We start from the raw sequence: 16,475 nt of genomic DNA, 5'->3' as shown, positions 1-16,475 counted from the left end.
GACAACTGTGAAATCTTTATTGCTTATGAGTAGTAAAAAGCCCAACACAGGGAATGCGTACCAGGAAATTGCCCTGTACTTAAAATCTTGAATACCCATCATCAGAAGGATAAATAAGATGGAGCCGTTAATCGATAGCGAGAGCATGCTGTTAATCTTGGATCACTTCCTTCAGATTCTTTTCCTGGTCTATTTCCCAGACATTGAAGGTCCCGTCCCCATCAAAGTCTACCACTGCAGTCGCCCTAATCACAAATCCAGTCTGTGTGGCAGAAGTCACTTCTAGCCTATAGTTGGCCTTCCCATCAGCGCCATCAGTTGTGAGCTTCTCTTGAGTGAAACCGATCTCCAATAAGTCATTGCTATATTTGGAATGTTCATAGAAATAGGCCTTTTCCAGTTGATGTGCATGTTCCAGCTGCATCTTAGCTTCGGTTGATTTTGCTTTAGTGATCAGCGGCATCAGGTTGGGTAGTGCCAGCAGCACCAATATACCTATGATAACCAAGACAACAAGGATTTCTGTAAGCGTATAGGCAGGGACTTTCCTGCCAAATAAATTTGTCGGTTGATTACTTTTCATACTAGCGAGTTTTCACAATGTTATTAAATCCCAGTACACTTATAGTGTACTGGGAAAAATGTGGAAAACTTCACCTTTTAGACATCGATTAAAACTTGGAAAAGCTGCCTAAATTAAGGAGTACTTAAAAATGAAATCGACTATGATATCAATTTGGATTGGATAAACAACAAATCTGCCAACTATTCCTCATCAACAAATCCTACAAAAAAGTATCCCTTTCGTGTATATATGTATCCACTACTAATCGTATAAATAATGGGCATTTTATACTCATGCCGCATATACCCAATTAGTCTTTTCACATAAGTAGGCGATAATGAGAGTCTTTTAGCCAGTTGAGTGGGCGTTCCGGTTGCCTTCTTTCGAATCAATTGATCAATTCTCTGACAATTTTTTACCGTTGACATATATAACCACTAAGAAACTTAACATCATTTTTCTGTACATTTCAATCATCCAAAATTAGATCAGTTAAAATTCTAGCAAGGCAGAAGAGCGCTTCGATAGAGATAATAACATATTTACAGTAATTTCTTGTAAATGCAAAATATATTTTATCGTCAATCAAAAGCCTAATTTTTCTTATAAAAATCCACCTTGCAGTTGAGTAACTATTTAAATGCACAGGAAAAACAAAAAAGTTAGGCAATATATTTGTGCAATACCTTCCTGAAAACCTCCACAAACAAAATAAACGAACAAAAAAATTGAAAAAGAGAACGATAAATAAGATATATCAAATTAGTTTATCCAAAAAATTGTTTTACTATGAAAAATTCGATCTGCTGATTAGGGCAAAAAAGACCGGAACAACGGAAGAGCTCGCTCAAAAATTTTCAATTACTACTGCACTTGCTCATGATATTATATTCCATATGATCAATGAACTAAATTGTCCAATCGAATATTGCGAATTGGATGAATCATATCATTATCGAAGAAAGGGTAAGCTGATTCTGGGTTTCCTTTCGGAATAAATGATTTACTTTCATTATTATATTATTTAAAAGCACCCATCTAAACCTGGTTTTAAGCCATCTGTTCTAATCATTACTGGAGACCAGATCAAAGTTAAAGGTAGCCCAACAGAATCATATCAAACTAGAGAAGTCTTTTCTTTTCTTATTCAGCACTTGGGAAATTTATCAACCTTTCAAACAAACAATGCACTATGCTGTGAAAACATGAGCAGCCATATGAGATAGGTATATGAAGCACAATAGAGGGGGCTTTTGAGTTATAATACCAATACCTGCTGGTTCATACAGGGCTAAAAGCCCTTCATCCCTAAAGGAGAAGTAACCCTGTTTAGTTAGAATGAGGTGATCCAGGATCAACAAATCCAATAATTTCCCTGCCTCTACCAGTCTTCGGGTTAAACTAAGATCTGCCTGGCTGGGTTTCAAATTACCACTCGGATGATTGTGAAACTTATGATTCCGCTGGCACAGCTTTTCAAGGCAATGGCGAATACCAGCTTTGGATCAACCAGTGTTCCTGCAAATCCGCCGATGGAGATTTCTGTCATGCCGATCACATTGTTCGCACGGTTCAGCAGCAGGATGAAAAATTGTTCGCTCATTTCAATCCTCCCCTGATCCCAGTTGTTGAACAATAGGTTATACGCATCTTTTGACTGGGCCACTTTAGGCCTGTCGCAGGCTTTAAACTTTGGCTGATAACTTACTTTGATTTCTGATACCAGGAACAGGGAATTTTGGATTTGCACTTTCATCGTCTTAAATTTTAAATTGAAAATTTGATTAATTGTGCGCATCTCCCGGACAGGACTGAGCAAGCAAAAAATGCAGCGGAATTAATGGACAAGCGGGGAAAGGCCATAGGAGCGTTTATGCCGAACAATTTTTGCGCCCCGAAAGTCCCGTCCGAACTTAGAGCAGGATGAATAGAATAGCTCCTCAGCTACTGTCTACAACCCATTCTTTGAAACGATCAAAACGCCTTCCGCCAGCCGGCGGAAGGCGATCAGGCCTTCAGGCTAATGGCCCGTCTTGATTGTAGCGATCAAAAATAGCATCATCCATTCTAGTGTATTCGTAAGTCTTTAGACTCTTGAAGTCGGAAGTGATTCTCGACTTTTTACGTCTCTCTTTGTAGCTATCGATAGATGTCCCAATAACAATAAAAATTGCATAACTAGCTATTCTGTAATCGAAAGTAGGCATTAGTGCAAGATGACCTCCCAATCTTCATAAGGAGGCTCCACATTGAAATTTCCATCGCAGTACTCTCGCAGATAATCCGTTGCTCTCTTTTCTGCGTACTCTGCATTTAGTACAGTTCCTGCATCATCCAGTTCGAGTACATTAATAAATATAACGTAAGTCTGCTCAATAGCGCTCGGTTCTTCTCCATACAGAGACAGATAGTCTATACCTTTTAAATTGTGGTGATTGCCACTTGATAAGAAGTAGGCAAACTTTCTAAATGCAGAATTAAAAGATTTACTTAGTTTCATGTTGATATGATTAGAGATCGTACTCGGAAGTGAGATCTAAAAGATAGTGTCCAGTTATCTTGCAACCGTTTAAATCAACGACTACGACAGCATATTGGTTTGAATTAGAGCCAGAAAGTAAGACATGGTCAAATATTGACGTATCAGTCCGGTAAACATGTTCAACCCGTTCATCATTAAGAACAGAGTCGGCAACGATACCTTGTTCGTTGAGCTGTTTCACGTATGGCCAAATATCTAAAACAGGTTCAGCTGAATCAGTTACATCGATCATCTTATTACCGAATGTACTTTTAAATTCTTCTTCGGTTAGTTCAGTTGTCATAAAGTACCAAGATAGCAGTTTGCTTTCAGTTTCCATATCCATCTATTATTATAAAACCTATTGTTAAGAGGTAAGTACAGATTGTGGATATGGAAAGAGGATTGTAGCTTTATACTATGGAAGTATATTTACTATGGCATACTCATGTTGACCACATGCTTGATGGTGGCGAAGATGTGAAACTAATTGGAGTCTACAGTTCAATTGCCGAGGCCAACTCAGCTATCGAACGGAAAGGAAGTTGTGAGGGCTTCAGAGATCATAAAGTTGGGTTTGAAATATCTACTTACACTTTAGATAAAGACACTTGGTCTGAAGGGTTCGTAACGCAATAGTTCATCCCTTATCCTTTACAAGGTAAAAAGTATCCTTTGATATTCGAGTGCTTCACCTTTTAAACAGGCAGGAACTACTGCTCCTGTTGAATTAATAGGATCAGCAGCACTACACTTACTTTTATATCAGCTATCGCACATCTGGACTCCAAGTTATATGCCCGTTAACTTCCTCGCAAAGGAAAACACCTCCCATACCATAGTCGTAAATCAAACAAAACTGTATTGCTTTATCTTCGATATAGTCTTTAAACGCAGTAGACAAGTCTAGCATCCGCATAAACTCCTTCTTTACATCGCCCATTTCTAATATACAAGAGCTTCTGGTAATAAGAGTCAGATCATGTTTTACAGTGCTTCCTGTAACTTGAATATTGCTATTGTCCAAAGTTCTGAAAGTTAGTCCGCCAACGTTATATAAGTGCCCCCCAGTAAGCGAGTGCACGGCATTCTCAAGTGCTTTAACTGTGTTGTCAGTTGTCATTTGTGTGTATATTTCGCAGATAGTTCCGCGAAAGGGGTGGCCACATACGGAATAATCTCCATGCAATCGTCTGTTTAACAATACTGCGTTACTGTGTTTTCTTATCATCTTCTTACCGCTGTCCCATTGATCTTCTTTGAGATAGATTTTAGTAGAGCGAGTGGCGGATTTACCTCCATAGTAAATCCTAAAGTTTAGTGGGCAGGTCTCTTCCTTGGTGATCCTTCGTTTGTCCAGAAAGATTTTGATGGTTACCATAGCATTTGTTGTTATGGTTAGGCCGTGCATGTGCACATCTATGTGCACGATTTATGCACGTTACCGTGCACATTTTAAGCACATCTCGTTTTATAAAATCAAGAACTAGAAGTCTAAAGCAACAAAAAAGCCTCTCAGAATTAACTGAAAGGCTCTCTAAGGGTGGAGAATAGCGGAGTCGAACCGCTGACCTCTTGCCTGCCAGGCAAGCGCTCTAGCCAGCTGAGCTAATCCCCCTTGGCTAATAATAGTTCGAAAACTACCAGAGTGGGGCAAAAGTAATTAATTTTAGAAACCTTACAAATTAAATAACGAAATAGATGAATTAAAATCAGATAAGCAGAGTCTGGATATAGTTTTGAAAACTAAAAGAACAGCCTCTAATAGAATAAGCTTTTATAAATATTAAATTTTGTTCCTATTTTAGCAACACACACAAATAGAACAATATTTTTATGCGCCTTTCCTTATTTCTACTCGCTGCATTAAGCCTATTTTGCACCGCCGGTATTGCCCAAACCATACAACAAAACAGCGGTTGGTTATTCTTAATGAACACTACTAAAATAAATAATAAATGGGGTGCCCATCTTGATGTTCAACTAAGAACGGCTGACAACTGGGACCAGCTGAGAAATTTCATGTTCAGACCCGGCTTAACCTACTATATTAATAATAAAAATGAAGTGACATTAGGTTATTTGTTAAATGAAACTCACACCCAGTTAATCGGCACCAATGATAACAAGTTGACTGAGCATAGGATATGGCAGCAATATATTTATAAACATAAAATCAGCAAAATTCTTACCAGTCACAGGTTTAGAACAGAGCAACGTTTTATAGAAAGAAACGGAACAGATGATCTTTTTTCACAACGCTTCAGGTATTTTTTAAGATTTATTGTGCCACTAAAAAAAGGTCAACAGGATTTTGAAAAAGGACCATTTGTAGCCTTACAAAATGAGGTATTTCTAAACCTTCAAAATAAAGACGAACTAAACGGCCATGTATTTGATCAAAATCGTGCCTACGCCGCAGCGGGATATAGATTAAGTAAAAAGGTGGATATTGAAGCTGGCTATCTTAATCAAACTTCTAAGGGGCTAAACTCCTCTACAATGAACAACGTAATTCAACTAGCTCTTTACACAAGGTTTTAGACATTAATTCGTTTATTTAGACATATAAAATTTAAAAAGATAAAGATGAAGAAGACATTTCTATTTGCCGCCTTATTTTGTACCATTGGGTCCAATGCAATTTCTAAAAATAATAATTCAGTCTTCCCTCCTTTTGCTAAGATAGATGCCTCTTCTTTTGACGAAAGAAATGTAAAAAACTTTACCGGTGTTGCCGCAGGTGGGCCTATTAATGTGGTGATTAAAATGGGCAGTACCGAAAGCTTAAAATTTGAGGGGGATGCAGAGGCAATTTCTACATTAATAAGTGAAGTTAAGGGCAACATCCTGGTAATTCGCCCAAAGAATAGCTGGACAAGCTGGGCAAAAAAATATGAAGGTAAAACAATTACTGCATATGTAACGGCAAAAGACATCACAAGTTTAACCATGAGCGGAAATGGAAGCATAATTGTATCAGGCGCATTAACCAGTGGAGAATTTACATCCACGTTAAGTGGTTCTGGCAGCATAAAAGCCAATATTGATGTAGATAAGCTAACGGGCGTCATCAGCGGTTCTGGCAACCTAAACATAAGCGGTAAAACAGATGCAGCACAAATTACCATCAGTGGATCAGGAAATTTAAATGGAAAAACCTTAGTAACCAATAGACTATCAACAAGGATTAGTGGATCAGGTACTGTTAGCATTAAAACGGATGGCACCATTAAAGCATTTATTAGTGGTTCTGGTAATGTTTATTACAGTGGAAATCCTACAATAGAAAAAACCGTGATTGGATCTGGCGGAGTAAGCGAACTGTAATGAAGCAAATCTTATCAGTTTTTATTCTTCTTTTTCTATTTTCCCCGTCAAGGGGGCAGGATTTAGCTCATTTTGCTGATAGTATAAGGGTTAAAAATGAAATACCCGAGCTAAGTTATGCTGCTTTTACGGCCGACAGCGTACTAGTGAAAAACGTATTGGGCTTTAGAAGATCTGATGTTCAAAATAATGAAACAAAAGCCAACACTGATGATTATTTTCATTTGGGGTCAAATACAAAAGCAATAACAGGTTTTATTGCGGGTTATCTGGTAGAAAACAAAAAGATTAGCTGGGCCACAAAGTTTTTCACTTTATTCCCGGAATGGAAAAAAGATGCTAACCCTGCATTTTATGAAATCACGTTGCTCGACTTATTATCGCACAGAGCGTTCATTAAACCCTATAACAGCGGGACAGAGTTTCAATCGTTACCCAAATTTACCGGCACCAAAGATGAGCAGCGTAAAATGTTTGTAAAATACCTGATCAATAATGACGCGCTGGAAAAAAATAATGAAACCTATAATTATTCTAATGCTGGCTACAGTGTTGCCACTGCCATGCTTGAAAAAGCTAGCGGAAAAACATGGGAACGGCTACTAGATGAAGTCCTTTCAAAAAAACTTCATTTAAACTATAAATTGGGATGGCCTAACAGAACTGATGTAAATCAGCCTTGGGGGCATTGGATTGAGAACAACAAGTTAACTCCCCTATCTCCTCATACAGATTACAATTTAAATCTTATTGAACCAGCTGGAGACATCAGTATGCCTATCAGCGATTACATTAAATTTGTTCAGCTAAACTTGTCGGGATTAAGGGGTAAGAATAATCTTTTAAAGTCAGAGACTTATAATTACCTGCATTATGGATTAAAGGATTATGCTATAGGATGGCTTAATGTAAATAAACCCGACAAGCATTCATCTGAACACGCGGGTTCTGCGGGTACATTTTACTGTTATACTTTGATTAACAAGGATAAAAATGTAGCTTATATCATTATGGCCAACTCTTCAACTGAGAATGCTTTAGATGGAATATTTAAGCTTCTGGAAAAACTGATAAAAACAGTTGAAAAAGTGAAATGAAGATAAAAGGGCAGAAATTAGACTATTATAAGGAATTAAAGTTTGCTATACGTTCCTGAACAATTTGCAACTTCACTTTTAATTCCTCGGGCTGAAATGGCTTGCTTAAGTAATCATCCATTTTGCACTCTTCTATTTTCTCTCTTACCTCATCGGAGGCTGAGGCTGTAAGTGCAATGATATGAACATTTGATTTAGTGGAATCAGCAATTTCTCTAATCATTTTAGTTGCAGTATACCCATCCATCACAGGCATATTTAAATCCATTAGGATTACATCGAAATAGTTTTCATTAGCTAATCTAAATGCCTCTTCACCATTTTCAGCGATTACAATTTGAGCATTCCAGGTGGACAACAGCTTTTTCATGAACAAGATATTCATTGCATTATCCTCGGCGAGAAGGATTTTTAGCTGATCAATACTTACCTCTTTTTGCTTAATTTCTTTAACTGTAGTAGTAGTTAGCTCCGTTGTTGCATATTTAATATCAAAATAAAAGCGGGTTCCTTTACCCACCTCACTATCTATCATTATTTTACTACCCATTTGCTCTAACAAATGCTTTACAATGGAAAGGCCTAATCCTGTACCTCCAAAATTTCTGGTAATACTTTTTGATGCCTGTAAGAAAGGTTCGAAAATTATTTTTTGCTTTTCAGGACTGATGCCCATACCTGTATCTTTAACTGAAAACCTAATAACAATACCATCCTGATTTTTCCTTCTTATTATGGCACGTACCTCCACCATCCCCTTTTGGGTAAACTTAATGGCATTACTTACTAGATTAAAGATAATCTGGACAAGCCTTGTTGGGTCCCCAATTACTTGTTGCTTTCCAATTTGGGTATCTATTTGAACATGATAATTTAATCTCTTTTCTCCAGCCTTTGCTCCGAACCCTGCGCAGGCATTTCGAATCAGAGTTGAGATATCAAAAGGAATCGATTCCAATTCTATTTTCCCTGAGTCTATTTTATTAAAATCTAAAATATTGTTTATCAACGACAGCAAACTCTCGGCAGAGAACTTAAGCACATCCAGATTTTCTTTTTGCTCTTTATTTGGTTTATCATTTAGTAAAACGTTTGACATTCCAATCACAGAATTCAGGGGCGTTCTTAGCTCATGTGACATCGTTGAAAGAAAATCTGTTTTAGACTTAACAGTAAGCTGTAGTTCTTCATTAAGTATCTTTTTCTCATTTAGTGTACCATAGAGGACGGTATAAAAGTAGTAGTGAGATGCTGCTATGGCAATGAAATTAATTCCTATTATGAGTATGGCAATGTTATGATTATCATATTGACTATTAAGAACCGTAAAGTCGCTTCCACGATTAATAAGTGCTAAACACATCGATACGGTAAATATTGAACAGTAAAGGATACCCCACCGGCGACCAAGTCCATAAAAGCTAAAGGTCATTGCCATAAAAATATGCTGCATTATTGGAATGCTTATTTTATGAAAAAATAAATGCCTCATGACATAGCTGGTAATTGCTATTAACGCAACGTGTATTAATATTTTTACAATATCTGGTCTGGAGAGTAATAGTTTAATTACCACAATTGAGACGAGAAATGAAATTGAATCGCCAATAAGTTTATCGTAGCTATGACTAATTAAATGATCGGTAACTGATAGTGCAAGTTTTGGGAAATTTAACAGAAAAACAATGAATAATACCGTTATTTTGGCTCTTTCAATAGGATCCGAGACGTTCAGCAACGTTCTTTTGAGAGACCAGTTAAATATAGATAAATCGTTCACTATTAGGCGCTAATAAGATTCTAAAGATACCTATTTTAATGGAATAACCATATCACCCCGCCCGAGTAGAGTATCGGTGGTGAGTAGGAGGCCCGATGTAAGCCCGCAGCTCCGTTAAAAAAGGCTCGTCTTGTAAAGTGGATCATACAGTAAATTGAACTGGTTAGGCCCCCTAATTGGTGGATGCGATAAATATACTAACAATTATCCTTGGAGATAATAATTTTCATTATTTTAGACAACGCAAAGTGCTGGAACGATTGAGCTGTCCCAAATTGCACGATGCGTGTTCACTTATGAACAATAATAACCCAATAATAAATTAAACGGCTATCCTTAGTCTTATGCGCATTAATATTTTAACTGGCATACTCTTGGCTCTACCGGCCTCTGGAAAACATGTATCATGACTGCAACAATTAGAAAATACCACATCTTAAGAAAAGAAGTGATCAAACAGCTGTATTACAGCAAGATGCTCACCTTAACTGAACTAAGCTCTCTTAGTCATAAGAGCTTACCTCTAATTACCAGCGCGGTGAATGATTTGGTAAGAGATGGTTATGTTCTAGAACACGGCCTTGCCCCCTCAAGTGGTGGTCGCAGGCCCTTGACTTTTTCATTGAATCCGCAAAAACAAATGTATATCATCGCTGTGGCTATGGATCAGCTGGTAACACGCATGGTTATTTATGATTTGCTAAACAAACCTCAAAATATAACTTATACACTCCCACTCAACTTGGTGGAAGATACTGATGCATTAACCAAATTAGTCCAGTTCATCAAATCAAACATAGCACTTTCTGGAATTCCTTCAGAACAGCTCCTTGGAGTTGGGATTGGAATGCCTGGGTTTGTGAATGCAGAACAGGGAGTTAATCATACTTTTCTTAAATCCACAGACGAAAAAAGCTTAAAGGATTATCTAAAGAAATCAATTGGTTTACCGGTATTTATTGAAAATGACTCTAGCTTGATTGCCTTCGCGGAATTGAAATTTGGGATTGGGAAAGGCTACGATGACATTATGGTTATAAATATTGGCTGGGGAATAGGCCTTGGAATGATCATTAATGGAAATCTTTTTAAAGGACACAATGGTTATGCGGGTGAATTTAGCCACATACCTTTATCTCAAAGTAACAAATTATGCTCATGCGGCAAAAGAGGCTGTTTAGAGGTAGATACCTCTTTATTGGTTCTGGTTGAAAGGGCACGATCTGAAATGGCAAATGGTATAAGTTCCAGTATGGAAAATTTATTTAAAGATGAATCGAGGTTACAAGGAGATCATTTTCTGGATGCGGCAAGAGCGGGTGATCCTTTAGCACTCTCTATACTTTCTGATGCTGCTTTTTTAATAGGAAAGGGGATTGCTACACTTATTCACATTATGAATCCGGAACTTATAGTTTTAAGTGGTCGGGGTGCAGCAGCTGGTAAATTTTTAATGGCTCCAATACAACAAGCTATAAATGAATTCTGCATCCCCAGATTAGCTGACCATACAGAAATAAAAGTTTCGAATCTTGCATCACAATCTGAACTTTTAGGTGCCGCAACTCTTGTAGTGGAAAATTGCGATTTCGCCTAATCAAAACTACTGCTTTAGGTATAATTGAAAAGGGAGTTGTTTAAGAAAAAACAACTCCCTTTTACTTAGACCATTATTTACACCAAAAGGTGAGGTTTTTCTTTGTAAATTTTCCAAAGCAGCTCGCCAAAAATTGTGTTCGACCATGCAAACCAAGATCTGGTAAAATCTTTAGCATCGTTTTTATTAAAAGATTCGTGCATAAATCCCGTACCACCATGACAGCTTTGCAATGTTTGCAAACATTGCTTAATTTCTGCATCATTGTTGCTCGTTAATCCTCTCATTACAACACTGATTGGCCAGATCTTATCTAATCCCGTATGTGGGCTTCCAATTCCTTTTCCGGCCTTACCCTCAAAATAGAAAGGGTTTTCTAATGAAAGAATTAGTTTGCGTGTATTGATGTATACGGGATCATTAGGTTTTACTGCACCTAAATAAGGAAGTGCCAGTAAACTAGGTACGTTAGCATCGTCCATAATATTGAAACTGCCATATCCATTTACCTCAAATGCATATACCTTACCAAATTCAGGGTGTGTTACAATCGCATATTTCTGCAATGCATTTTCAACTTCAGTTGCCAAGGCAATACATTCATTTGCCAGAGCAGTATCTTTATTTACTGCCTTCAATATTTCTGCTGCTTGTTTTAAACTGATAACAGCAAAGAAATTAGAAGGAACAAGGAAGTTATATATAGTTGCATCGTCACTAGGACGGAAAGAAGAACAGATTAACCCAACTGGTTTTACTGGATATCCGTAACCACTTAATGGTACGCCGTCAGTAGCCCAGGATGTTTTGCGTTGAAAATGATATGGTCCCAGACCGTCTTTTCTTTGCTGTTCTTTAAAAGTCTTCACAATTAAAGCAATTGCATCTCTCCAGGCTGTATCAAACGGTGCTGTATCTTTAGTTAACGTCCAATATTGATAACTTAAACGGATTGGGTAACATAATGAATCAATTTCCCATTTGCGCTCATGAATACCCGGTTTCATGTCGGTAATATCGGTTTTCCACTCCCCTTCTTTCGTTTCATCGCCATAAAATGCATTTGCATAGGGATCTTTATGAATACATTTTACCTGATGGTTAATTACACCCGCAATCATATCGTGCAGTTTTTTATCATCCTTTACAAGCGATAAGTAAGGTGTTACCTGAGCTGTACTATCGCGCAGCCACATAGCATCAATATCACCAGTGATAACATAAGTATCAGGCTTACCATTTTGTTCTGTATAAGTTACCGTAGTATCTAAAGTATTAGGAAAGCAGTTTTCAAATAACCATCCTAATTCCTTGTTTTTGACATTCTTTTTGAATTCAGCTATTGCACTTTCTACAGCTTTACTTTGAAAGTGTCTTTTTGATTCAGGTACTCTGACAACAGGAAAATCTGGTGCTGCAGCAAATGATACTTTGTCTACCATAAGTCCGGCTGCCAATAACCCGGTGTTTTGTAAAAAGATTCTTCGTTTCATGTTTTATTTTGATAAAGAAAAAGGCTTATCATCACCAGAAAGGCCTCTTTGCAGATTTGGTTTATTACTCATTTCAAATTTCAATATACCCCCATTGGTAATGTCACTATGTGTGATATAGTTTTTGGTATATGTTTTTCCATTCAGCGCGGCTGCACTAATGTAAAAGTTTTCTTTGTTATTGTTGTTTCCCTCTATGATAAATTTCTTGCCATTTTCCAGGCTAATTGTAATTTTTTTGAACATTGGACTGCCAATAACATATTGATCTGTACCCGGACAAACGCTATAAAAACCCATTGCACTTAATACATACCATGAAGAAGTTTGGCCCTGATCTTCATCGCCAGGATACCCATTTTCTGTAGAATTATAAAGTTTATACATTACATCTCGTGCATGGAATTGTGCTTTCCATGGTTCACCGGCATAATTATATAGGTAAATCATATGCTGTATTGGCTGATTACCATGTGCGTACTGGCCCAGATTGGCCATCACCATCTCTGTCATTTCGTGGATTAAGCCACCATAAGTACCTACCTTAACTTTATTGGGTTCAGTAAATACAGAATCCAATTTAGCAGTGAAATTCTGTTCACCTTTCATCAGATTGATTAGCCCTTGAACGTCTTGAAATACCGACCATTGATAGTGCCATGCGTTGCCTTCTGTAAACGGACCACCCCATTCGATGGGGTCAAAATTAGGCACCCATTTGCCATCCTTTTGTTTACCGCGCATAAAGCGGGTAACCGGATCGTAAACATTTTTATAGTTATACATCTGTCTGCTAAATACATCAGCATAGAAATCGTTATTGGTCATTTTTGCCAGATTATAGCCACAAAAATCATCGTAAGCATATTCCAGCGTTTTTGCTGTGGCCTCTCTGTATTCGGGATATGGGACGTAACCCAGTTCGTAATATTCCTTCCAACCATGGCGGCCATTGGCGGGGCCCCATGGACCTTTATTGGTTGCCTCATGAAGATATGCTTTTAGCGCTTGTTCCGGATTAAATGTTCTGATCCCTTTTGCCCAGGCATCAGCCAATAAAGAAATGGCGTGATTACCAATCATACTTCCCCCCTCTCCAGGGAATGACCAGGATGGAAGCCATCCGCATTGCTCCTGCGCATCCAACATTGCCTGCATATAACGGCCATGCATTGTAGGCTGCATAATAGTATTTAGTGGAAACTGGGCACGGAAGGTATCCCAGAAACCAGTGTCAGTAAACATGTATCCCTGGTGCACTTTACCGTCATACGGACTAAAATAATAAGGTTTACCATCTTTATCATATTCAAAGAATTGTCTTGAAAACAAGCTTGCTCTGAAATAGCAAGAATAGAATGTAGCTTTATCCTCTTCCGATCCGCCTTCTACAAGGATCTTACCCAAATGGTCATTCCATATTTTTGCGCCCGCAGCTTTTGTTTGATCCAGGGTTTTAAACTTCCCTAACTCTCTTTTTAAAGTTAAGCTTGCCTGATCTTCACTGATGTAGGATGACGCCGTTTTCGCTTGTACCATTTCGCCAGGTTTAAACTCGATGTAAGCACCCTTCCCTTTACCCTGTGCTGTTAATGTACCTTCTGATATTGCATTATTAGTGTTATCCCAGGTACCATACTTTACAAACGGTTTATCAAAAATGATTTCGAAATAGCTATTCAGGCTGTCTCTTATACGGCCGTTATGAACATACCCTGTGATCTTTTTTTCTTTAGGATAGATCTTTACCTCACTTAAACCGGTGTATCCGTCCAAAACAAGGTAACTTTTACCATTCTTAGGAAAAGTAAAACGCAGGTGCGCTCCCCTTTCTGTTGGGGCAATTTCAGTAACAATATCATTATCGAGTTTTACCTTGTAGTAATTAGGTTTAGCAATTTCATTCTTGTGGTCAAAACCAGTCTGGCGATCATTTTCATTTACAACTAGCTTTCCTGTAACCGGCATTAAAGAAAATACGCAATAATCATTTGTCCACGAACTGCATTGATGGGCTTGTTGAAAACCGCGAATGGTTTTCTTAAAATATTGGTATTTCCAGCCATCTCCATTGTTACCCGTTTGTGGGGTCCATGTATGCATGCCAAAAGGTAGCGCTGTTGTAGGGTATGTATTACCCCTTGTAAGTTCATGTTTAGAATTGGTACCCTGCAGGGTGTTTACGTATTGCACCAGATCTGGCTGTTGCGCAAATGCAACATTGAGCAGCAATACAAATGCGATTAAAATAGTTTTTAGTTTCATGTTTGTGTGGTTCTCCCTTATTACCTATCTAAGGGGTTTTATATTTGGTTTAAAACGATTTAGTATCCCAATAATATGAAAATAAAATAACTTTTAAAAACAGAACGGGTGATTGTTGTTAACAATCACCCGTTCTTGATACTTAGGAAAATCCTAAGGAATTATTATTTAATTATAACCTGGGTTTTGAGTAAGCTTAGAATTTAAATTACGCTGCTGCTGCGGAATTGGATACAAAGCCTTGTTTGCATTACTAGGTGTATGGTCCCACCATAAACCTGTAGCAAATTTACCAAAGCGGATTAAGTCATCCCTTCTGAAACCTTCAAAAATGAACTCACGTCCGCGTTCAGCTAACAACTCATCCATTGTAAGTGTTGAAGTCGTGTATGCATTAGCAGCCCAGTCAGCCTCAGTGAATGCACGTTTTTTACAATCGTTGACTAATTGTACTGCTTCCCCTGTTGCAACGCCACCGTTTTTACGCATAATCGCTTCTGCTTTTGCAAAATAAATCCAGGTTAAGCGGTAGATGTTCCAGTCGGTATTATTATAATTAGGATCAATTTCGGGTTTCCCACCAGGGCCTGGAAATTGATTGCCTAATTTATATTTATTAAAACGAACACCGCTGTTCTCTTCACCTTCACTCATATTAGAGACTTTAGAGCCAGTTTTGTTTTTCTGGATATTATCCACAAATTCTAATTGCAGATCTTTGTATTCTTCAGAAGCCAAAACAGGTGTTTTTCCATCCGAAAACTTAACCATTTTACCAATTAACAACCAATCAGATTTACGTTTGTCAGCGTCTTTGTAGGTGGTGTATACGCCAGGAATTACAACAATACCATCGTTACCATTACGGCCACCGCCATAGATTTCCTGTTGTTTAAAGTGATAGAATTCTGATGGAAAGCCTGTAGCAAAATTGGCAATTTTATAATCGTAAGCAATTGAGAAGATCACTTCTTTAGACAGATCATTAGTGCTTTTAAACTGGTCTGAAATGTTTGGATCTAAAGCCATGCTTCCATTTTGTCCTCCCGCCTCTCCTGAGATTATTTTATCAGTTGCTGCGATACAATCATCCCATCTGGGAGTGCCTATCCATGCCTCCGCATTCAAATAAAGCTCCGCCAACATTGCATAACCTGCTGCCTGATTCATCCGGCCAAGCGTTGCTCTCGATGCCTTAGGCGCTTTTTCAATATTAGCTTTAATCTCACTCTCAATAAATGCAAATACTTCAGCTCTGTTGGTAGTATTAGGAAGTTCTACAGATGAACCTTCTGGAATCGCTGTTGTGATCGGAATATTCCCAAATAAGTCCATTAGCTTTAAATAATGGAAAGCACGAAGTAATTTCAGTTCAGCGATATAGGCATCTTTTTCTGCCTGTGTGATACCCATTTTTGCAATATCACGAGTCTCGATATTTGAAATGGCACTGTTACAAAGCCCCATTCCCCAGTACATCAGCACCCATGCGTTGTTGATTCCTCCTTCGTCAACAGTCCAGGTATGGTAGTGCAATCTTTTCCATTTACCACCATCTTCACCATGACGACCTTTGGTTGGCCAAGCCAATTGATCCCCGGATAGCTCTGCAAGTCTCCACCAGCCGTCTTGTCCGGAAGGGGTAGCCCAAGCATTGGCATGTGTATACGGCCTTAAAACCGCAGATATGACTTCTGTTTTATTGTTATAGAAATCATCTGCAGCGATTTCGTCGTACGCATTTTCATCAAGTTTGGTACAAGCGCTTGTTAAACACATTGCGCCAACCAACGCGGTATATATAAGTGATTTACTTTTCATTTTTTT

General features: G+C 38.1%; 14 protein-coding genes, 1 tRNA gene and 1 pseudogene. 5 read left to right on the top strand and 11 right to left on the bottom strand.

The window, feature by feature from the left end; translation table 11 throughout:
* Positions 1-151: 151 nt before the first annotated feature.
* The 5 genes and pseudogenes from HQN86_RS00415 to HQN86_RS00395 all read right to left on the bottom strand — a co-directional run bounded on the left by HQN86_RS00415 (position 152) and on the right by HQN86_RS00395 (position 3,426).
* Entirely contained in the window at positions 152-583 is a 432-nt protein-coding gene (locus HQN86_RS00415; RefSeq protein ID WP_172659075.1) for a type IV pilin protein, read from the bottom strand.
* A 182-nt stretch (positions 584-765) separates the two neighbouring features.
* Positions 766-993, bottom strand: coding sequence for a hypothetical protein (locus HQN86_RS00410; protein WP_172659074.1), 228 nt, complete (start codon positions 991-993; stop codon positions 766-768).
* Between the two features lie 762 nt (positions 994-1,755).
* Positions 1,756-2,168: pseudogene (locus tag HQN86_RS00405) on the bottom strand (JAB domain-containing protein).
* A gap of 603 nt (positions 2,169-2,771) precedes the next feature.
* Positions 2,772-3,065 (bottom strand): DUF7677 family protein, encoded by a 294-nt coding sequence (locus HQN86_RS00400; RefSeq protein WP_172659073.1) that lies wholly within the window; start codon positions 3,063-3,065, stop codon positions 2,772-2,774.
* Between the two features lie 10 nt (positions 3,066-3,075).
* On the bottom strand, positions 3,076-3,426 hold the full coding sequence (locus HQN86_RS00395; RefSeq protein WP_172659072.1) for a hypothetical protein: 351 nt from the start codon (positions 3,424-3,426) through the stop codon (positions 3,076-3,078).
* An 80-nt stretch (positions 3,427-3,506) separates the two neighbouring features.
* Here HQN86_RS00395 and HQN86_RS00390 point away from each other — a divergent pair, with 80 nt between their 5' ends.
* On the top strand, positions 3,507-3,725 hold the full coding sequence (locus HQN86_RS00390) for a DUF7336 domain-containing protein (protein ID WP_172659071.1): 219 nt from the start codon (positions 3,507-3,509) through the stop codon (positions 3,723-3,725).
* Positions 3,726-3,855: 130 nt separating this feature from the next.
* On the opposite strand, the gene HQN86_RS00385 is transcribed toward HQN86_RS00390, so the two are convergent.
* Both HQN86_RS00385 and HQN86_RS00380 read right to left on the bottom strand, forming a co-directional pair.
* A complete protein-coding gene (locus HQN86_RS00385) occupies positions 3,856-4,467 on the bottom strand; it encodes an Arm DNA-binding domain-containing protein (protein WP_172659070.1) in 612 nt (203 codons plus the stop codon).
* 163 nt (positions 4,468-4,630) lie between these two features.
* Positions 4,631-4,704: transfer RNA gene (locus tag HQN86_RS00380), tRNA-Ala, on the bottom strand.
* Positions 4,705-4,922: 218 nt separating this feature from the next.
* Here HQN86_RS00380 and HQN86_RS00375 point away from each other — a divergent pair.
* Genes HQN86_RS00375 through HQN86_RS00365 form a run of 3 tightly spaced genes read left to right on the top strand, consistent with a single transcriptional unit; the run spans position 4,923 to position 7,513 of the window.
* A complete protein-coding gene (locus HQN86_RS00375) occupies positions 4,923-5,630 on the top strand; it encodes a DUF2490 domain-containing protein (protein ID WP_172659069.1) in 708 nt (235 codons plus the stop codon).
* 45 nt (positions 5,631-5,675) lie between these two features.
* Positions 5,676-6,416, top strand: coding sequence for a head GIN domain-containing protein (locus tag HQN86_RS00370; RefSeq protein ID WP_172659068.1), 741 nt, complete (start codon positions 5,676-5,678; stop codon positions 6,414-6,416).
* Positions 6,416-7,513 carry a serine hydrolase domain-containing protein gene (locus HQN86_RS00365; RefSeq protein ID WP_172659067.1) on the top strand — a complete coding sequence of 366 codons (1,098 nt, stop codon included), beginning with the start codon at positions 6,416-6,418 and terminating at the stop codon, positions 7,511-7,513. The genes HQN86_RS00370 and HQN86_RS00365 overlap by 1 nt, the downstream gene beginning before the upstream one ends.
* 25 nt (positions 7,514-7,538) lie before the next feature.
* Here HQN86_RS00365 and HQN86_RS26785 read toward each other — a convergent pair whose 3' ends face one another.
* Positions 7,539-9,293: an ATP-binding protein gene (locus HQN86_RS26785; RefSeq protein WP_172659066.1), complete on the bottom strand. Its 1,755-nt coding sequence runs from the start codon at positions 9,291-9,293 to the stop codon at positions 7,539-7,541.
* Between the two features lie 406 nt (positions 9,294-9,699).
* Between HQN86_RS26785 and HQN86_RS00355 the strand changes: the two genes are divergently transcribed.
* Complete coding sequence (locus tag HQN86_RS00355; RefSeq protein ID WP_246269352.1) at positions 9,700-10,890, top strand: ROK family protein; 1,191 nt, start codon at positions 9,700-9,702, stop codon at positions 10,888-10,890.
* A 77-nt stretch (positions 10,891-10,967) separates the two neighbouring features.
* On the opposite strand, the gene HQN86_RS00350 is transcribed toward HQN86_RS00355, so the two are convergent.
* From HQN86_RS00350 to HQN86_RS00340, 3 genes are all read right to left on the bottom strand, one after another.
* Complete coding sequence (locus HQN86_RS00350; RefSeq protein ID WP_172659065.1) at positions 10,968-12,383, bottom strand: glycoside hydrolase family 125 protein; 1,416 nt, start codon at positions 12,381-12,383, stop codon at positions 10,968-10,970.
* 3 nt (positions 12,384-12,386) lie between these two features.
* Positions 12,387-14,648, bottom strand: a complete 2,262-nt coding sequence (locus tag HQN86_RS00345; RefSeq protein WP_172659064.1) for a GH92 family glycosyl hydrolase — start codon at positions 14,646-14,648, stop codon at positions 12,387-12,389.
* A 168-nt stretch (positions 14,649-14,816) separates the two neighbouring features.
* A complete protein-coding gene (locus tag HQN86_RS00340; RefSeq protein WP_172659063.1) occupies positions 14,817-16,469 on the bottom strand; it encodes a RagB/SusD family nutrient uptake outer membrane protein in 1,653 nt (550 codons plus the stop codon).
* Positions 16,470-16,475: the final 6 nt, after the last annotated feature.

Source organism: Pedobacter panaciterrae, assembly GCF_013204795.1.
In the GTDB taxonomy this organism is placed as follows: Bacteria; Bacteroidota; Bacteroidia; order Sphingobacteriales; family Sphingobacteriaceae; genus Pedobacter; species Pedobacter panaciterrae.
This window is presented reverse-complemented; position numbering and strand designations above follow the sequence as displayed.